Annotated in this window: 19 protein-coding genes; 14 read left to right on the top strand and 5 right to left on the bottom strand. The window is 67.3% G+C overall.

The window, feature by feature from the left end; translation table 11 throughout:
* The first annotated feature begins 23 nt into the window (after positions 1 to 23).
* From hpf to hprK, 3 genes are all read left to right on the top strand, one after another.
* Complete coding sequence (hpf, locus tag AXA74_RS11620) at positions 24 to 362, top strand: ribosome hibernation-promoting factor, HPF/YfiA family (RefSeq protein WP_029580020.1); 339 nt, start codon at positions 24 to 26, stop codon at positions 360 to 362.
* A 242-nt stretch (positions 363 to 604) separates the two neighbouring features.
* On the top strand, positions 605 to 1060 hold the full coding sequence (locus AXA74_RS11615) for a PTS sugar transporter subunit IIA (RefSeq protein ID WP_029580019.1): 456 nt from the start codon (positions 605 to 607) through the stop codon (positions 1058 to 1060).
* Positions 1061 to 1072: 12 nt separating this feature from the next.
* Positions 1073 to 1999 (top strand): HPr(Ser) kinase/phosphatase, encoded by a 927-nt coding sequence (gene hprK / locus AXA74_RS11610; RefSeq protein WP_029580018.1) that lies wholly within the window; start codon positions 1073 to 1075, stop codon positions 1997 to 1999.
* A 14-nt stretch (positions 2000 to 2013) separates the two neighbouring features.
* Here hprK and AXA74_RS11605 read toward each other — a convergent pair whose 3' ends face one another.
* The gene (locus tag AXA74_RS11605) at positions 2014 to 3288 is read right to left on the bottom strand and encodes a c-type cytochrome (RefSeq protein ID WP_032979630.1); all 1275 of its coding nucleotides are present in this window, start codon (positions 3286 to 3288) and stop codon (positions 2014 to 2016) included.
* The gene (locus AXA74_RS11600; protein WP_370736559.1) at positions 3285 to 4010 is read right to left on the bottom strand and encodes a c-type cytochrome; all 726 of its coding nucleotides are present in this window, start codon (positions 4008 to 4010) and stop codon (positions 3285 to 3287) included. The genes AXA74_RS11605 and AXA74_RS11600 overlap by 4 nt, the downstream gene beginning before the upstream one ends.
* A 133-nt stretch (positions 4011 to 4143) precedes the next feature.
* On the opposite strand from AXA74_RS11600, the gene rapZ reads away from it, so the two are divergent.
* Positions 4144 to 5016 (top strand): RNase adapter RapZ, encoded by an 873-nt coding sequence (rapZ, locus tag AXA74_RS11595; protein ID WP_029580015.1) that lies wholly within the window; start codon positions 4144 to 4146, stop codon positions 5014 to 5016.
* Positions 5013 to 5918, top strand: a complete 906-nt coding sequence (locus AXA74_RS11590; protein ID WP_032979629.1) for a septal ring lytic transglycosylase RlpA family protein — start codon at positions 5013 to 5015, stop codon at positions 5916 to 5918. The genes rapZ and AXA74_RS11590 overlap by 4 nt, the downstream gene beginning before the upstream one ends.
* An 8-nt stretch (positions 5919 to 5926) precedes the next feature.
* Here the strand turns inward: AXA74_RS11590 and AXA74_RS11585 are convergent, their stop codons facing one another.
* Together AXA74_RS11585 and rsmI are read right to left on the bottom strand one after the other, a co-directional pair.
* Positions 5927 to 6484, bottom strand: a complete 558-nt coding sequence (locus tag AXA74_RS11585) for a methylated-DNA--[protein]-cysteine S-methyltransferase (RefSeq protein WP_032957901.1) — start codon at positions 6482 to 6484, stop codon at positions 5927 to 5929.
* Complete coding sequence (rsmI, locus tag AXA74_RS11580) at positions 6481 to 7413, bottom strand: 16S rRNA (cytidine(1402)-2'-O)-methyltransferase (protein ID WP_029580012.1); 933 nt, start codon at positions 7411 to 7413, stop codon at positions 6481 to 6483. Before rsmI ends, AXA74_RS11585 begins: the two co-directional genes overlap by 4 nt.
* 41 nt (positions 7414 to 7454) lie before the next feature.
* Here rsmI and AXA74_RS11575 point away from each other — a divergent pair, with 41 nt between their 5' ends.
* Genes AXA74_RS11575 through AXA74_RS11560 form a run of 4 tightly spaced genes read left to right on the top strand, consistent with a single transcriptional unit; the run spans position 7455 to position 9754 of the window.
* Positions 7455 to 7892 (top strand): YraN family protein, encoded by a 438-nt coding sequence (locus AXA74_RS11575; protein WP_032959509.1) that lies wholly within the window; start codon positions 7455 to 7457, stop codon positions 7890 to 7892.
* Positions 7893 to 7926: 34 nt separating this feature from the next.
* Positions 7927 to 8520 carry a phosphoheptose isomerase gene (locus AXA74_RS11570; protein WP_032957904.1) on the top strand — a complete coding sequence of 198 codons (594 nt, stop codon included), beginning with the start codon at positions 7927 to 7929 and terminating at the stop codon, positions 8518 to 8520.
* On the top strand, positions 8520 to 9263 hold the full coding sequence (locus tag AXA74_RS11565) for a BON domain-containing protein (protein WP_032979641.1): 744 nt from the start codon (positions 8520 to 8522) through the stop codon (positions 9261 to 9263). Before AXA74_RS11570 ends, AXA74_RS11565 begins: the two co-directional genes overlap by 1 nt.
* Positions 9260 to 9754, top strand: coding sequence for a peroxiredoxin family protein (locus AXA74_RS11560; protein WP_032957908.1), 495 nt, complete (start codon positions 9260 to 9262; stop codon positions 9752 to 9754). The genes AXA74_RS11565 and AXA74_RS11560 overlap by 4 nt, the downstream gene beginning before the upstream one ends.
* A 65-nt stretch (positions 9755 to 9819) precedes the next feature.
* Here AXA74_RS11560 and AXA74_RS11555 read toward each other — a convergent pair whose 3' ends face one another.
* The gene (locus tag AXA74_RS11555; RefSeq protein ID WP_029580008.1) at positions 9820 to 10608 is read right to left on the bottom strand and encodes a MetQ/NlpA family ABC transporter substrate-binding protein; all 789 of its coding nucleotides are present in this window, start codon (positions 10606 to 10608) and stop codon (positions 9820 to 9822) included.
* A 240-nt stretch (positions 10609 to 10848) separates the two neighbouring features.
* On the opposite strand from AXA74_RS11555, the gene argB reads away from it, so the two are divergent.
* The 5 genes from argB (at position 10849) to AXA74_RS11530 (ending at position 15809) form a co-directional block, all read left to right on the top strand.
* Positions 10849 to 11751, top strand: a complete 903-nt coding sequence (gene argB / locus AXA74_RS11550) for an acetylglutamate kinase (RefSeq protein WP_029580007.1) — start codon at positions 10849 to 10851, stop codon at positions 11749 to 11751.
* On the top strand, positions 11751 to 12494 hold the full coding sequence (locus tag AXA74_RS11545) for a pyrimidine 5'-nucleotidase (protein ID WP_029580006.1): 744 nt from the start codon (positions 11751 to 11753) through the stop codon (positions 12492 to 12494). Before argB ends, AXA74_RS11545 begins: the two co-directional genes overlap by 1 nt.
* A gap of 30 nt (positions 12495 to 12524) precedes the next feature.
* Positions 12525 to 13100: a nucleoid occlusion factor SlmA gene (slmA, locus tag AXA74_RS11540; RefSeq protein WP_029580005.1), complete on the top strand. Its 576-nt coding sequence runs from the start codon at positions 12525 to 12527 to the stop codon at positions 13098 to 13100.
* Positions 13101 to 13252: 152 nt separating this feature from the next.
* On the top strand, positions 13253 to 14743 hold the full coding sequence (locus tag AXA74_RS11535) for a DASS family sodium-coupled anion symporter (protein WP_029580004.1): 1491 nt from the start codon (positions 13253 to 13255) through the stop codon (positions 14741 to 14743).
* A 10-nt stretch (positions 14744 to 14753) separates the two neighbouring features.
* The gene (locus AXA74_RS11530) at positions 14754 to 15809 is read left to right on the top strand and encodes an Ldh family oxidoreductase (protein ID WP_032979628.1); all 1056 of its coding nucleotides are present in this window, start codon (positions 14754 to 14756) and stop codon (positions 15807 to 15809) included.
* The last annotated feature ends 22 nt before the right edge of the window (positions 15810 to 15831 follow it).

Here is a 15831-nt window from a genome sequence, read left to right as displayed (position 1 = left end):
TTTTTCTGGAAGGAGAGCGCACTATGAACCTGAGCATTAGCGGTCGTCGCCTCGATGTCACCCCGGCCATCCGGGAATATGTCATGAACAAACTGGCGCGAGTGTTGCGGCACTTCGATCATGTGATCGATACCCAGGTCATGCTCTCAGTGGAGCCCCTGCGGCATAAAGCCGAAATCACGATGCATCTGCGCGGCAAGGATATTCATTGCGAAGCCGTGGATGAAAACCTGTACGCGGCGATCGACCTGCTTGTCGACAAGCTGGATCGCCAGGTCATCAAGCACAAGGATAAGGTCCAAAGCCACGCCAGCGAGTCCGTGAAGCGACAAAGCGCCGCCCTGAATGCGTCGCAACCCTAGTCCCGCGCCTCACAAGCACTCAAGCCATGCTTGATTCCACCCTGACCTGATACAGGTCGCATCGGATCCGGTGTCCCCCAAGAGCTTCTTGACGGGACATCGGTACCAAAAATCCCGTCCCCAATACTTCACCCGGTCTGCGGCAGGCTTCCCAGCCACGTCCACACGGACTATGCTTGCCTGCCACGGTGCAAATTGCCAGGCTTTTTTGCACTGCGTCATAAAACTCTATAATGATCCGCATGAATCACTTGTCGCGCATTCTGCCCGCCGGCAATGTCGTGCTCGATATGCTTGCCACCAGCAAGAAGCGGGCATTCGAACAGGCCGGTCTTCTATTCGAGAATCACAATGGCTTGGCTCGATCCGTCGTGTTCGACAGCCTGTTCGCGCGCGAACGGCTGGGGTCGACGGCGCTGGGGCAAGGCGTGGCCGTGCCGCACGGCCGGGTCAAGGGCCTGGAGCAGGCCGTTGCCGCCTTTGTCCGCCTGGCGCAGCCCATCCCTTTTGACGCTCCCGATGGCCAGCCCGTGTCCATGCTGCTCTGCCTGCTGGTCCCGGAGACCGCCACGCAGCAGCACCTGGACATCCTGGCCGAACTGGCCCAGCTGATGTCCAACAAGGCGCTGCGCGAGGCCCTGGCCACCGAAACAGACCCCGCCATCGTGCATCGCATGCTGACCACGGGCCAACTCTGACGCAGGACCGCCATGCTAACGGTGCAGGAACTGGTCGACGACAACGCCGACAAAATCCCCTTCAACTGGATAGCCGGACATGGCGCGGCCGACCGCGCCATCCCCGATGACGGCATGGCGGCAGCCGACCTGGTCGGCCACCTCAATCTCATCCACCCCTCGCGCATCCAGGTGTTCGGCCAGGAAGAGCTCGCGTACTACACGCGCTTCGACCTGCGCCGCCGCATGCACCACATGGATGAGCTGCTGATCGGCGGCGTGCCCGCCATCCTGCTGGCCGACGGCCTGTCCGCCCCGCAGGATCTCATCGACCAGTGCGACCAGCACCAGGTGCCCCTGCTGTCCACGCCCGTGGCCGCGGCGCAATTGATCGACCTGCTGCGCATCTATCTGGGCAAGAAGCTCGCTCCCACCACCACCGTGCACGGCGTTTTCCTCGACGTGCTCGGGCTGGGCGTGCTGATCACCGGCGAATCGGGCTTGGGCAAGAGCGAACTGGCGCTGGAACTGATCTCGCGCGGCCATGGCCTGGTGGCCGATGACGCGGTGGAGTTCTCGCGCACCGCGCCCAATATGATCGAGGGCCATTGTCCGCAGCTGCTGCAGAACCTGCTGGAAGTCCGCGGCCTGGGCCTGCTGGACATCCGCACCATCTTTGGCGAGACCTCGGTGCGCCGCAAGATGCGCCTGAAGCTGATCGTGCATCTGGTGCGCGCCACCGCCCAGGACAAATTCGAGCGCCTGCCCCTGCAGGACATCACCCAGGACATGCTGGGCCTGCCCGTGCGCAAGGTCATGCTGCAGGTGGCGGCCGGCCGCAACCTGGCCGTGCTGGTCGAGGCCGCCGTGCGCAATACCATTCTCAAGCTGCGCGGCATCGACACCCTGGGCGAATTCATGGAGCGCCAGGCGATGGCGATCCTGCAAAGCAGCAAATAAACGCCGCGCCCCGGTCAGGGGCGCGCGTTCTGGCGGGCGCGCTTGACCTCCAGCGAACTCACCGCGCCCGCGTCATTGCCCCAACTGCTGCGGATATACGTCACGACCGCCGCGATGTCGTTGTCATCCAGGAAAGGACCGAAAGGCGGCATGCCATGCGGCCGGGGATTGGCCGCCGTGGCCGGGGCGAAACCGCCATCGAGCACCATGTGTATCGTGTTCAGCGGCGAGGTCGCGGTGACCGAAGGATTCATGGCCAGCGGCGGCCAGGCCGGGCCGCTGCCCCGGCCGTTGTCCTGGTGGCAGGCCGCGCAATGCTGGCCGTACAGACGTTCGCCGATGCGCATGACGCTGGCGGTCGGCGCGCGTTTGCTGTCAGGCAGGGCCACCGCCGGCGGCAGGGCTTTCAGATAGACGCCGATGGCCTGCGCATCGTCGGCGCTCAGGTGCTGGGTGCTGCCCAGCACCACCTCCGCCATCGGCCCGGTGGCCACCGAAGGGGTGGCCATGCCGTGGCGCAGCAGACTGGCGATGTCTTCGGCGCGCCAGGTGCCCAGCCCGCGCAGGGCGTCACTGTTCAAGGGCGGCGCATACCACTGGATGACGGGAATCACACCGCCGGGAAGGCGCCCGCCATCCTGGGTCGCGCCCAGCGAATTGCGCGGCGCATGGCAGGCCGCGCAATGCCCTGGGCCCTGCACCAGGTAGCGCCCGCGATTCCATTGCGTCGACTGGGTCGGGTCCGGCTGGTAGGCGCCAGCGCGGAAATAGAGCGCGCGCCAGGCGGCCAGCAGCACGCGCTGGTCATAAGGCCAATCCAGCGCGGGCGGACGGCTGGCCTGCCTGACTGGCGGCACGGTGCGCAAATAGGCATAGAGGGCGTCGACATCTTCGCGCGGCATGCGCGTGTACTCGGTGTACGGAAACGCCGGATACAGCAGCCGGCCGCCCGGCGCCTTGCCCTCATGCAGCGCGCGCCAGAAATCCTCCGCACTCCAGCCGCCTATCCCGGTTTCGGCGTCGGGCGTGATGTTGGGACCGTAGATCGTGCCGAAAGGCGTGGGAACCGGCGTGCCGCCGGCATAGCGCTGGCCGCCGCGGGCGGTATGACAGGCCGCGCAATTGCCGACCTGCGCCAGGTAGCGGCCGCGCTCGACCCGCGTCGCGGCATCGAGACGCGAGGCCTCGGGCACGGGCTCCTCGAGCGTGCCCAGCCAATACACCAGGCCGGCCGCGGCCGCCAGCAGTGCGGCGAGCGCCAGGGCGATGAGCGTCATCCACTTTTTCATCGGACCGCCCCTTCCTGGCTGCCGCAGGCCACCGGCAGCGGCTGGCCCGCCCCGGGCGCATAGTCCCCGGGCACCGGCTGCGCCGACAGCCAATACGACAAGGCGCCCACGTCTTGCGGGGTGAGCTTGTGGGCCACCGACGCCATGCAATCGGGCGCCGCGGCCCGGCGCAGCCCGTTCTGCCAGCTGCCGATTTGCGCCACGATGTAATCACGCGGCAGGCCCAGCAAGCCGGGGATCGCCGGCAGCATGCCGCCCAGGCCCTGGCCATGGCAGCTCACGCAGGCGGGCAGGCCACGCGCCGGGTCGCCCTCGAAGACCAGGGCGCGGCCGCGGGCCTGCTGGCCCGCCCCGCCCTCGGCGGGCGGGGCGGCTGGATAAGGCACATGCTGATCCGAGAAATAGGCCGCGATCTCGCGCAGATAACCGTCAGGCAGCCCTGTGAGCAGGTGCGTCATGGGCGGGTATTGCCGCCGCCCATCGCGGAAATGCAGCAATTGCTGGTACAGATAGCTTTCGGGCTTGCCCGCCAGGCGCGGGTAATAGCCATCGGGGCCGGCCCGGCCCTGCTCGCCATGACAGGCCGTACAGGCCGCCACGCGCGCGGCCATGGTACCGGGTTCCAGGCGCGCCTGCTGGGCGGCTGCCGCCAGGGGCCAGGCCAGCAGGCAAAGTGCCAGACATCTTCCTGCAATATCGCTGAGAGAATTGGGAACTAACATCTCGTTATCGTTCTCGGCGCCCGGGGCGCGGTTCAAAGAGATAGACCCAGGTGACGCTCCCACGCAACCGTGCGGCACCATGACACGGGCCTTACCGGCCCATCGCCGGCAAAACCATGCCACAATCATAGCCATGTTAAGAGTCGTCCTCATCACTGGCATTTCCGGCTCCGGAAAGTCAGTCGCGCTACGCATGCTCGAAGACGCGGGTTTTACCTGCGTGGACAACCTCCCCCTGCGTTTCCTGACGGAGTTCGTCGCCGCGTCGCGCGACGACGGCATGGAGCGCGTCGCGGTGGCCATCGACGTGCGCTCGCCCGGCGAGCTGGCCGAACTGCCCAATGTCATCACGGCGCTGCGCGCCATGGGCACGGAGCTGTCGGTCGTCTTCCTGGATGCCAACACGGACACTCTGGCGCAACGCTATTCGGAATCGCGCCGCCGCCATCCGCTGACCGACCGGGTCTCGCGCGGCGGCAAGCCGGCCTCGCTCACCGACTGCATCGCCATGGAGCGCGAGCTGCTCGCGCCGCTGCGCGACCAGGAACACGTGATCGACACCTCGGACCTGACGCCGGGGCAATTGCGCGCCTGGATACGCGATCTCATCAAGGCCGACCGTCCGCCCCTGGTGCTGACCTTCGAATCCTTCGCCTACAAGCGCGGCGTGCCCAGCGACGCCGATCTGGTCTTCGACGTGCGCTGCCTGCCCAATCCCTATTACGACCGCAACCTGCGTCCCCTGACCGGCCGCGACCAGCCCGTGGCCGAATGGCTGGCCGGTTTCGACATCGTGCATCGCATGATCGATGACATCGACGGTTTCATCCGCCGCTGGCTGCCGCAGTACACGCTGGACACGCGCAACTATCTCACCGTCGCCGTGGGCTGCACGGGCGGACAGCACCGTTCGGTCTACGTGGTCGAGGAACTGGCGCGCCGCTTCAGCGATCACGACCCGCTGCTGGTGCGCCACCGCACCCAGCTGCCCGACGAGTCCGCATGAGGTCGCCGCTCGCCCTCCTGGCTATGCTGGTGCTGGCCGTGGCGCTGGCCGGCTGCGGCAGCACGGGCAAACGCGGCGGCGGCTACTACAAGGACGACGGCCCGGGCGCCAACCCGCCGTCCAACCTGGACAGCATCCCGGACGCCGTGCCGCGCCTGGAACCCCTGGCCAGCGGCGCCAACCGGCCCTATGTGGTCTTCGGCAAGCGCTATGTGCCCGACACCAGCGAGCGGCCCTTCCGCCAGGAGGGCATCGCATCCTGGTACGGCAAGAAATTCCACGGCAACTCGACCTCGATCGGCGAACCCTACGACATGTACAGCATGACGGCGGCGCACCCGACCATGCCCGTGCCCAGCTACGCCCGCGTGACCAGCAAACTCAACGGGCGGACGGTCATCGTGCGCGTCAACGACCGCGGCCCCTTCCACAGCGACCGCATCATGGACCTGTCGTATGTGGCGGCCTATAAGCTGGGCATCATCGGCCCGGGCAGCGGCGCGGTGGTGGTCGAACGCATCCTGCCCAGCGAAATCCGCACCATGTTGGCCGGGGCCGCGCCCCCGCCGGCGGGCCCGGAGCCCATCGCCCTGACCGATCTGCCCGCCGCCGCGCCGGTGGCCTTGCCGTTGCCCGAACCGGCGCCCAAGCCCCCGGCCACGGCGCTGCGCGGCACGGGGATCTATCTGCAACTGGGCGCCTTCAGCCAGCCGGGCAACGCGCAAAGCCTGGTGAGCCGGATCAACGGCCTGATGGCGGGCGAACCGGCGGCCATCGTCGAACAAGCCAACAACCTGTATCGCGTGCGCATGGGGCCCTATGCCTCGCGCGAAGCTGCCATGGATGCCGTGCAGCGCGTCTCCGACCGCACCGGCATCCTGCCCAGCCTGGCGTCGCAATAGACCGCCGCCTACCAGGGCAGGTCCATCTGCCCGTCACAGACCCGGCGCGCCCGCGCCGTATGGCCCGGATAGCGGTGGCCTTCGTGCGACAGCAGCGCATGCTTGCGCTGCAGGCCGCCGCCAAAGCCGGTCAGCGCGGTGTCGTAGCCGATGACGCGATGGCAGGGGATGATGATGGAAATCGGATTGCGTCCCACGGCCTGCGCCAGGGCCCGCACGGCGCGCGGCCGGCCGATGCGCTGCGCCAGCTGGCCGTAGCTCACCGTCACCCCGAAAGGCAGGGCCAGCAGGCCGTCCCAGACCGCGCGCTGGAACGCCGTGCCGCGCGGCGCCAGCGGCAGATCGAAGGCGCGGCGCTGGCCGTCGAACCATTGCCGCAGCTGCTCCCGGGCCAGGTGCAGCACGCCGAGTTCGGCCTCGCCGGGCTGCGCGCGCGCAGGCAGCCCCAGGTCCTCCTGGTCCAGGAACCATGCACCGCACAGGAAAGGCCCGCTGGCCAACAGGCGCAGGCCACCCAGCGGGGTCTCGATGTCCAGCGCCGCGCTGTCGTCCATGATGCGGCTCATGCGCCTGCCTTGCGGGCCAGGGCGCGCTGGTAAAGGGCATCGCGCGGCTGGCCGGTGGCTTTGGCGGCGATCCGGGCCGCATCGCGCACCGAGACGCTTTCCAGCAGGGCGTCGAGCAGACGGTCAAGCGCCGGATCGGCCGGGCCGGCATCCGGGCTGGGCGCGGCGGCATGCAGGATCAACACGAATTCGCCCTGCTCGCGGTGGGCATCTCCCGCCAGCCAGGCGGCGGCCTCGGCCAGCGGAAAGGTCACGATTTCCTCGAAGCGCTTGGTGAGCTCGCGCGCCACGGTCAGCCGCCGTCCGGGCCCGCAGACCTGCAGCAGATCGGCCAGCGTGGCCGCCAGGCGGTGGGGCGACTCGAACATCAGGACCGGCGCGGGCAGCGCGCCCCAGTCGGCCAGCCAGCGCTGGCGCGCCGCCGCCTTGGGTGGCGCGAAACCGGCAAAGGCGAAGGCGGGATTCTCGTCCGTGGTCACGCCACTGCCCATCAAGGCAGCGATGACGGCGCTGGGCCCGGGGATGGGCACCACCAGATGGCCGGCCTCGCGCACCGCGCGCACCACCCGCGCGCCCGGATCGCTGACCGCCGGGGCGCCGGCGTCGGAGACCAAGGCCACGCGCTGACCCTGGGCCAGGCGCTGGCAGATGGCCTCGGCCGCCTGCGCCTCATTGTGGCGGTGCGCGGCCATCAAGGGCGTGGCGATCCCCCAGGCATCGAGCAGCGTGCGGCTGGCGCGGGTGTCCTCGGCGGCGATGACGTCGGCGCGCGCCAGGGCCTGCCAGGCGCGCAGCCCCAGGTCGCCCAGGTTGCCGATGGGCGTGGCCACGACATAGAGCGCCCCCTCGGGCCAATGCTGCGCGGCCACCCGCTCGGCGACCCGGCGCCAGGCGTCGCCGGCAACAGAGGATGTGACTTCTTGATTCATAAGGGAAACCGCGGCGGTGAAAACCCTGCCAGTGTAGCCCCATGCGCCTTGCCGACCTGCTGCCGCGCCTGTGCCGGCCCTCCGTCCGTCCCGACCCGCGCCACCTCCGCGGGCGGCGCGCCGAGGGCGCGGCGCTGCGCCTGTTGCGCGGCCATGGGCTGCGCCTGGTGGCGCGCAACGTGCGCAACCGCCATGGCGAACTGGACCTGGTCATGCAGGACGGGCCGCTGCTGGTCGTGGTCGAGGTCCGCTGGCGTGGCAGCATGGCCTGCGGCGGCGCGGCGGCCAGCATCGGCGCGGCCAAGCAGGCGCGGCTGGCCCGCGCGGCCGCCCTGTGGCAGATACAGGCGGGCCTGGCCGGGCGGCCCCTGCGCTTTGACGTGCTGGCCTTCGAAGCCGGCCGGCCCCGGTGGCTGCGCGACGCCTTCCAGCCCGACATTCAGTCACAGCCGTTACGCTGCCGGCGCCGCCGGGGCTGATCGGCTGGCGCGGCCCCGTGAGATAATCCGCGCCATGGATATGACCTCTCGCATGACGTCGCACTTCCGCGATGCGATGGCGCTGTGCGAACAAAGCATGCACGCCCTGTCCGAGCCGCTGTCGGCCGCGGTGGAACTGCTGTTCGCGGCATTGGCCAACAATGGCCGGATTCTGGCATGCGGCAACGGCGGCTCGGCCGCCGATGCCCAGCACTTCATCGCCGAACTGGTGGGGCGCTTCGAGCGCGACCGCCTGCCGCTGGCCGGCATCGCCCTGAATACCGACACCTCCATCCTCACGGCGGTGGGCAATGACTACGGTTTTGACGAGATCTTCGAGCGCCAGGTCAGTGCCCTGGGCCAGCCCGGCGACGTCCTGGTGGCGATCTCCACCAGCGGCAATTCCCCCAATGTCGTGCGCGCCATGCAGGCCGCGCACGACCGCGAGATGCACGTCATCGCCCTGACTGGCAAGGGTGGCGGCGTCATCGGGGAACTCATCACGCCGCATGACGTCCATCTATGTGTTCCGCACGACCGCACCATGCGCATCCAGGAAATACACATCCTGTTGCTGCATGCCCTGTGCGACGGTATCGATGCCCTATTGCTTGGAGACACCGAATGATGATGCCCAAAGCGCGACGCGCGGCCCGTCCCCTGATCCTGGCAACGGCCCTGGCCGCCACCGCCGCCTCGCTGTCGGCCTGCGTGCCGCTGGTGGTCGGCGGGGCCGCCGCCGGCACCGCCGTGGTGGCCACCGACAGGCGCAGCTCGGGCACCCAGCTCGATGACCAGAACATCACCTTCCGGGTGGAAAGCCAGATCAGCCAGAAGCTGGGCAGCAATGCCCGCGTCAATGCCATGGTGTACAACGGCCAGGTGCTGCTCACCGGCGACGTCCCCACCGAAGCCGACCGGGCCCAGGCCACGGCCATCGCCCAGGGCGTGGACAAGGTCAAGAATGTCAGCAACCAGCTGACCGTCGGCCCGGCCGCGGCTTTCTCGACGCGCTCCAACGACACCTGGCTGACCTCCAAGGTCCGCACGGCCCTGGTCAATGCCCAGTATGTGCCCTCGCGCACCATCTCGGTCACGACCGACAAGGGCGTGGTCTACCTCATGGGCATGGTCACGCAATCGGAAGGCGACTACGCCGCCAACGCGGCCTCCGGTGTCGGCGGCATCACAAAAGTGGTAAAACTGTTCGACATCATCAGCCGCGAAGAAGCGGTCCGGCTGTCCGGCAACAACAACGGCAAGGCCGCGCCCATCGAGTCGGGCGCCTCCACCACGACCCAGGGCGCCGCCCCGGGCGGCACCGGCGGCGGCGGCTCGGACGGCGGCATCGAACTCATGCCCATCAAATGAAAAAGCTCGCTCTCGCCCTGGCCGTGGCAATCATCGCCGGCATCGGCGCGTGGTTCGTCTGGCGCCCGGCGCCGGCCGCGCCCCAGGTGGTCTTCACCCTGCTCGACGGCAAGCAGGTCTCCATGCAGGATCTCAAGGGCAAGGTGGTGCTGGTCAAGTTCTGGGCCACCAGCTGCGTGACCTGCATCAAGCAGATGCCGGACACGATCTCGGCCTATAACAGCTATGCGCCCAAGGGCTATGAGGCCATCGGGGTGGCCATGCAGTACGACCCGCCCAACTACGTGCTCAATTACGCCCAGACCCGCAAGCTGCCCTTCCCGGTGGCGCTGGACAGCAAGGGCGACATCGCGCGGGCCTTCGGCGATGTTCGGCTGACGCCCACGGCCTTCCTCATTGACAAAGAGGGACGCATCATCAAGCGTTACCTGGGTGAGTACGACGTGGCGGAGTTCCATGCCACGGTCGAAAAAGCGCTGGCCGCCGGCTGACGCCAGCCTGGGCAGAAACAAAAGAGCCTTCCCGCAGGAAGGCTCTTTGCATTCCGGGGCAGGCCTCAGAAGGCGGGCACGACGGCGCCCTTGTACTTCTCGACAATGAACTTGCGCACGGCGTCGCTGTGCAGGGCCTGCACCAGCTTCTTGACGGCCGGGGCGTCCTTGTTGTCCTCGCGCGTGACCACGATATTGGCGTAAGGGGAGTCGGAGCCTTCGATGAACAGGGCGTCCTTGGTCGGCACCAGGCCGGCTTCCAGGGCGTAATTGGTGTTGATCAGGGCCAGGTCCACGTCGTCCAGCGAGCGCGGCAGCATGGCGGCCTCCAGTTCGCGGAACTTGAGCTTCTTGGGGTTTTCGACCACATCGACCGGAGTGGCCAGGATGTTGGACGGGTCTTTCAGCTTGATCAGGCCTTGTTTTTGCAGCAGCACCAGCGCGCGGCCGCTATTGGACGGATCGTTCGGAATCGCCACCGAGGCGCCGGTCTTCAGCTCGTCGAGCTTTTTGATCTTCTTGGAATACGCGCCGAAGGGCTCGACATGCACCAGGGCCACGGGCACCAGGCTGGTCTTGCGGTCCTTGTTGAAGCTGTCCAGATAGGGCTTGTGCTGGAAGAAATTGGCGTCGAGCTGCTTGTCGGCCACCTGCAGATTGGGCTGGACATAGTCGCTGAACACCTTGATGTCCAGTTCCACGCCTTCTTTGGCCAGCACGGGCTTGACGACCTCCAGGATCTCGGCGTGCGGGACCTGGGTGGCGGCGATCGTCAGTTTCTCGGCCTGGGCCTGGGTCGCGCCCAGGGCCAGGGCGGAGAGCAGCAGCGCCGAGCGCAGGAGCTTGAATGTCATCGAATTGCCTCTGATATCGTTGATTCTAGGGGGCCGGACCGGGCAAAAGCCGCCCGGCCGTTGCAAAAACGCCCCCAATTTACTGCAAACCCGCCCGTTTGTCGGCCATATGGACATGGCGCCGACGCATATGCCAACGGTCTTGACTACAATTCGGACTGTGCTTGCCGCCATGCCGCCACCCGCCATGGGCGCAGGCACTTTTTTCCATCTTTTTTTCTTAGGTTCATAACTGTTGCCATGACCGACGCCCCTGACCCTGCCGCCGTAATGTCTCCCGCTGTCAAAGCCGCCGTTCTCTCCGAAGCCTTGCCCTATATCCGACGATTCCATGGCAAGACCATCGTGGTGAAATACGGCGGCAATGCCATGACGGAAGAACGATTGCAGCGCAGCTTCGCCCACGACGTGGTGCTCCTGAAGCTGGTCGGCCTGAATCCGGTGGTCGTGCATGGCGGCGGTCCGCAGATCGACGACGCGCTGCGCCGCATCGGCAAGCAGGGCACCTTCGTGCAGGGCATGCGCGTGACCGACGCCGAGACCATGGAAGTGGTCGAGTGGGTGCTGGGCGGCCAGGTGCAGCAGGACATCGTCATGATGATCAACGAGGTCGGCGGCAAGGCCGTGGGCCTGACGGGCAAGGATGGCATGCTGATCCAGGCCCGCAAGAAGCTCATGAGCAACAAGGAAAATCCCGCCCAGCCGCTGGACATCGGCTTCGTGGGCGACATCACGCGCGTGGAGCCGGCCGTGGTCAAGGCGCTGCAGGATGACCAGTTCATCCCTGTCATTTCGCCCATCGGCTATGGCGAGGACGGCACGGCCTACAACATCAATGCCGACGTCGTGGCCGGCAAGATGGCCGAGGTGCTGGGCGCCGAAAAGCTGCTGATGATGACCAACACCCCGGGCGTGCTCGACAAGAGCGGCAATCTGCTGCGCAGCCTGTCGGCCCAGACCATCGACGAGCTGTTCGAGGACGGCACCATCTCGGGCGGCATGCTGCCGAAGATCTCCTCGGCCCTGGATGCCGCCAAGAATGGCGTGAATTCGGTCCACATCGTCGACGGGCGCGTCCCCCACTGCCTGCTGCTGGAGATCCTCACCGACCAGGGTGTGGGCACCATGATCAGCTCGCACTGATGCTGGCGCGCCGCCAGTTGTCGCGGCCGGCGGCGCGCGTGCGCCGCTCGCGCCGCGAGCCGTGCGACGACGGCCTGCTGTGGCTGTTCGACCTGGACAACACCCTGCACGACACGTCGCACGCCATCTTTCCGCAGATCGACGCGGGCATGACGCGCGCCGTGTCGGAGCTGCTGGAGGTGGACGCGGACACGGCCAATGGTTTCCGCACCGCCTACTGGAAGCGCTACGGCGCCACGGTGATCGGCATGGTGCGCCACCACGGCGTGGATCCGCATCGTTTTCTGCACCGCAGCCATGACTTCGATGTCCGGCCGCTGGTGCGCGCCGAGAAAGGCCTGGCGCACAAGCTCAAGCGGCTGCCCGGCCGCAAGGTGCTGCTCACCAACGCGCCGCTGCACTATGCGCGCGCGGTGCTGCGCCATTTGGGCATCCTGCGGCAGTTCGACGCGCTCTGGGGCATAGAGCAGATGCGCTTGCACGGCGAGTTCCGGCCCAAGCCCTCCTCGGCGCTGCTGCGCTATGTGCTCGCCCGCGAGGGCGTGCCCGCCCGGCGCGCGGTGCTGGTCGAGGACACGCTGGACAACTTGCGCGGCGCCCGGCGCGCCGGCGTGCGCACGGTGCACGTCTACCACCCCGGCACGCCTTTTGCCCGCGCCCACCGGCACCGTCCTGGTTACGTCGACTTGCGGGTAAACTGCGTCACTGACTTGCTGTTGCGCCGCCGCCCGCTGCGGGGCTGACAGTCAACCTGCCCCGACCACGGCTCCGTCATGGCGACCAAACCCGGCGAACGAAAGACCCAGATTCTGCAAACGCTGGCTGAGATGCTGGAGCAGCCCCACGCTGCCCGCATCACCACGGCCGCGCTGGCCGCGCGCCTGCAGGTCTCCGAGGCGGCGCTCTATCGCCACTTCGCGAGCAAGGCGCAGATGTTCGAAGGGCTGATCGAATTCATCGAGACGACCCTCTTTACGCTCATCAACCAAATCGCGGCCGCCGAGCCCCAGGCGCTGCCGCAAACCCGCAAGACCGTCTCGATGCTGCTGGCCTTCGCCGAGCGCAACCGCGGCATCACCCGCGTGCTGACGGGCGACGCGCTGGTGACCGAAGACAATCGCCTGCAAGAGCGCATCAACCACATCAACGACCGCATCGAGGCAACCCTGAAACAATGCCTGCGCAACGCGGTCAGCGAGGGCAGCCTGCCCGCCCAGGCCAATGTCGCCGCCCATGCCAGCCTGCTGACCCATCTGGTCATGGGGCGCTGGCTGCGCTATGCGCAAAGCGGCTGGCGCGTGGCGCCCACCGTCCATCTCGAAGAACACCTGCGGCTGGCGCTGCCCTGACGCCGGCGCCCGCCGGTTAACCGCGCAGCATAATCGGCCCCCCCTCTGCCCACAAGGCCAAAACCGTGCTAGCTTGATCGCCATCAATGCGGGTTTTCCTCTAGTTGTTACGCTTGTTTCGTCGCAGTTTTGACTCAGAAACGGAGATGGATATGACCGCGCAAGCCGCTGTCCCTGCCCAGCAAGCCCCCAAAAAGAAAATCCCGATAGGCCTGGTCGCCGGTATCATCGCCCTGGTCGCCGTCCTGCTCCTGCCCACGCCCGCCGACCTGCCCATCGCCGGCCATCGCATGCTGGCCATCCTCGCCTTCGCGGTGGTGGTCTGGGTCACCGAAGCGGTGTCCTATGAAGCCAGCGCCATCATGGTCACCACCCTGATGGCCTTCCTGCTGGGCACGGCCCCTTCCGTCAAGAATCCCGACGTGCTCATCGGCACCTCGGCGGCCATCACCATGGCCTTGCAGGGCTTCTCCAACTCCGCTCTGGCGCTGGTGGCCGGCGCCCTGTTCATCGCGGCGGCCATGACCTTCACCGGCCTGGACCGACGCATCGCCCTGGTCACGCTGTCCAAGATCGGCACCAGCACGCGCCGCATCCTGGTGGGCGCCATCGCGGTCACCATCGTGCTCAGCCTGGTGGTGCCCAGCGCCACCGCGCGCAGCGCGGCCGTGGTGCCCATCATGATGGGCGTGATCGCCGCCTTCGGCGTGGACAAGCGCTCCAACATCGCCGCCGGCATCATGATCATCGTGGCCCAGGCCACCAGCATCTGGAACGTCGGCATCCAGACCGCCGCCGCGCAGAACCTGCTGACCGTCGGTTTCATGGAAAAAATGCTGGGCCAGCGCGTGAGCTGGGCCGAATGGCTGATCGCCGGCACACCGTGGTCCATCATCATGTCGGCGGTGCTGATCTTCATCGTGCTGAAGATGCTGCCGCCCGAAAGCGACGAAATCGCCGGCGGCAAGGAAGCCGTGGAGCGCGAGCTGCGCGAGCTCGGCCCCATGAGCGCGCCGCAGAAGCGCCTGCTGGCGGTGTCCATCCTGCTGCTGCTGTTCTGGTCCACCGAAAAACTGCTGCACAACTTCGACACCACCTCGACCACCTACTTCGGCCTGGTGCTGCTCATGCTGCCGCGCTTTGGCGTCATGACCTGGAAAGACGTCCAATCACGCATCCCCTGGGGCACGGTCATCGTCTTCGGCGTGGGCATCAGCCTGGGCTCGGCCCTGCTGTCGACCCAGGCCGGCCAGTGGCTGGGCAACCAGGTGGTCACCCACACCGGCCTGGATCATGTCAGCCCGCTGATGATCTTCGCCATCCTGTCGGCCTTTCTCATACTCATCCACCTGGGTTTCGCCAGCGCCACCGCGCTGACTTCGGCCATGCTGCCCATCCTGATCTCGGTGCTGCAGACATTGCCAGGCGACTTCAACCGCCTGGGCATGACCATGCTGCTGGGTTTCGTGGTCAGCTATGGCTTCATCCTGCCCATCAACGCGCCGCAGAACATGGTCTGCCTGGGTACGGAGACCTTCACCGCCAAACAGTTCGCCAAGGTGGGCATCATCATCACCATCATCGGCTTCGGCCTGATGTTGCTGATGGGCATGACCTATTGGCGCTGGCTGGGCATCCTGTAAGGAGCCAGGGATGAAAATCGCGATTGCCGATGCCATTGCCTACGGCGAAAACCTGCTCAGCGCCCAGGATGTGCCGCGGGACATCGCCCGCGACGTGGCCGAACACCTGGCCGAATCCGACCGGGTAGGCTATACCAGCCACGGCCTGTCCATCCTGCCCAACTATGCCCGCGTGCTGAAAGGCGGCTTTGTGCGCGCCGACGGCCGGCTGCAGCTGCTGACCGACAACGGCAGCTTCCTGGCCTTCGACGGCGACAACGGCTTCGGCCAGCATGTGGGCAAGATGGCGGTGCAAGCCGCCATCGCGCGCGCCCATGAACTGGGCTCCTGCATCCTCACCCTGCGCCGCAGCCATCACCTGGGCCGCATGGGCCACTACGGCGAAATGGCCGCCAACGCCGGCCTGATCCTGCTGGCCTTCACCAATGTGATCAACCGCGCCCCGACGGTGGCGCCCTTCGGCGGCGCGCGCGCCTGCCTGACGACCAATCCGCTGTGCTTTGCCGGCCCCCTGCCCGGCGGCAGGCCGCCCCTGATCGTGGACATGGCCACCAGCGCTATCGCCGTCAACAAGGCGCGGGTGCTGGCGGCCAAGGGCGAACAGGCGCCCGCGGGCTCGCTGATCGACGCCGCGGGCAACCCGACCACCGATCCCAATGCCCTGTTCACCGACCCGCCCGGCGCGCTGCTGCCCTTTGGCGGCCACAAAGGCTACGCCATGGGCCTGGTGGCCGAGCTGCTGGCCGGCGTGCTCTCCGGCGGCGGCACCATACAGCCGGACAACCCGCGCCAGGGCGTGGCCACCAACAATATGTTCGCGGTGCTGCTCGATCCGCAGGTGGACTTCAATGCCAGCTGGCGCACCCATGAAGTCGACGCCTTCATCGAGTACCTGCACGCCTGCCCGCCGCAGCCAGGCGTGGACCGGGTGCAATACCCCGGCGAGTACGAGGCGGCCAACCGCGAACTCAACCGCGATGCCATCAGTTTCGCCCCGGCCATCTGGGCCAGCCTGAAGCAGCTGGGCGACGAATTGGGCGTGCCCGCTCCCGCGCCGCGGGCTTGAGGCGGCACCCCGGGCCGCGGCG

Source organism: Bordetella hinzii LMG 13501 (assembly GCF_001548475.1).
In the GTDB taxonomy this organism is placed as follows: domain Bacteria; phylum Pseudomonadota; class Gammaproteobacteria; order Burkholderiales; family Burkholderiaceae_B; genus Bordetella; species Bordetella hinzii.
The sequence above is the reverse complement of the archived record's forward strand: the minus strand, read 5'-3'. Positions and strand labels throughout refer to the sequence as shown.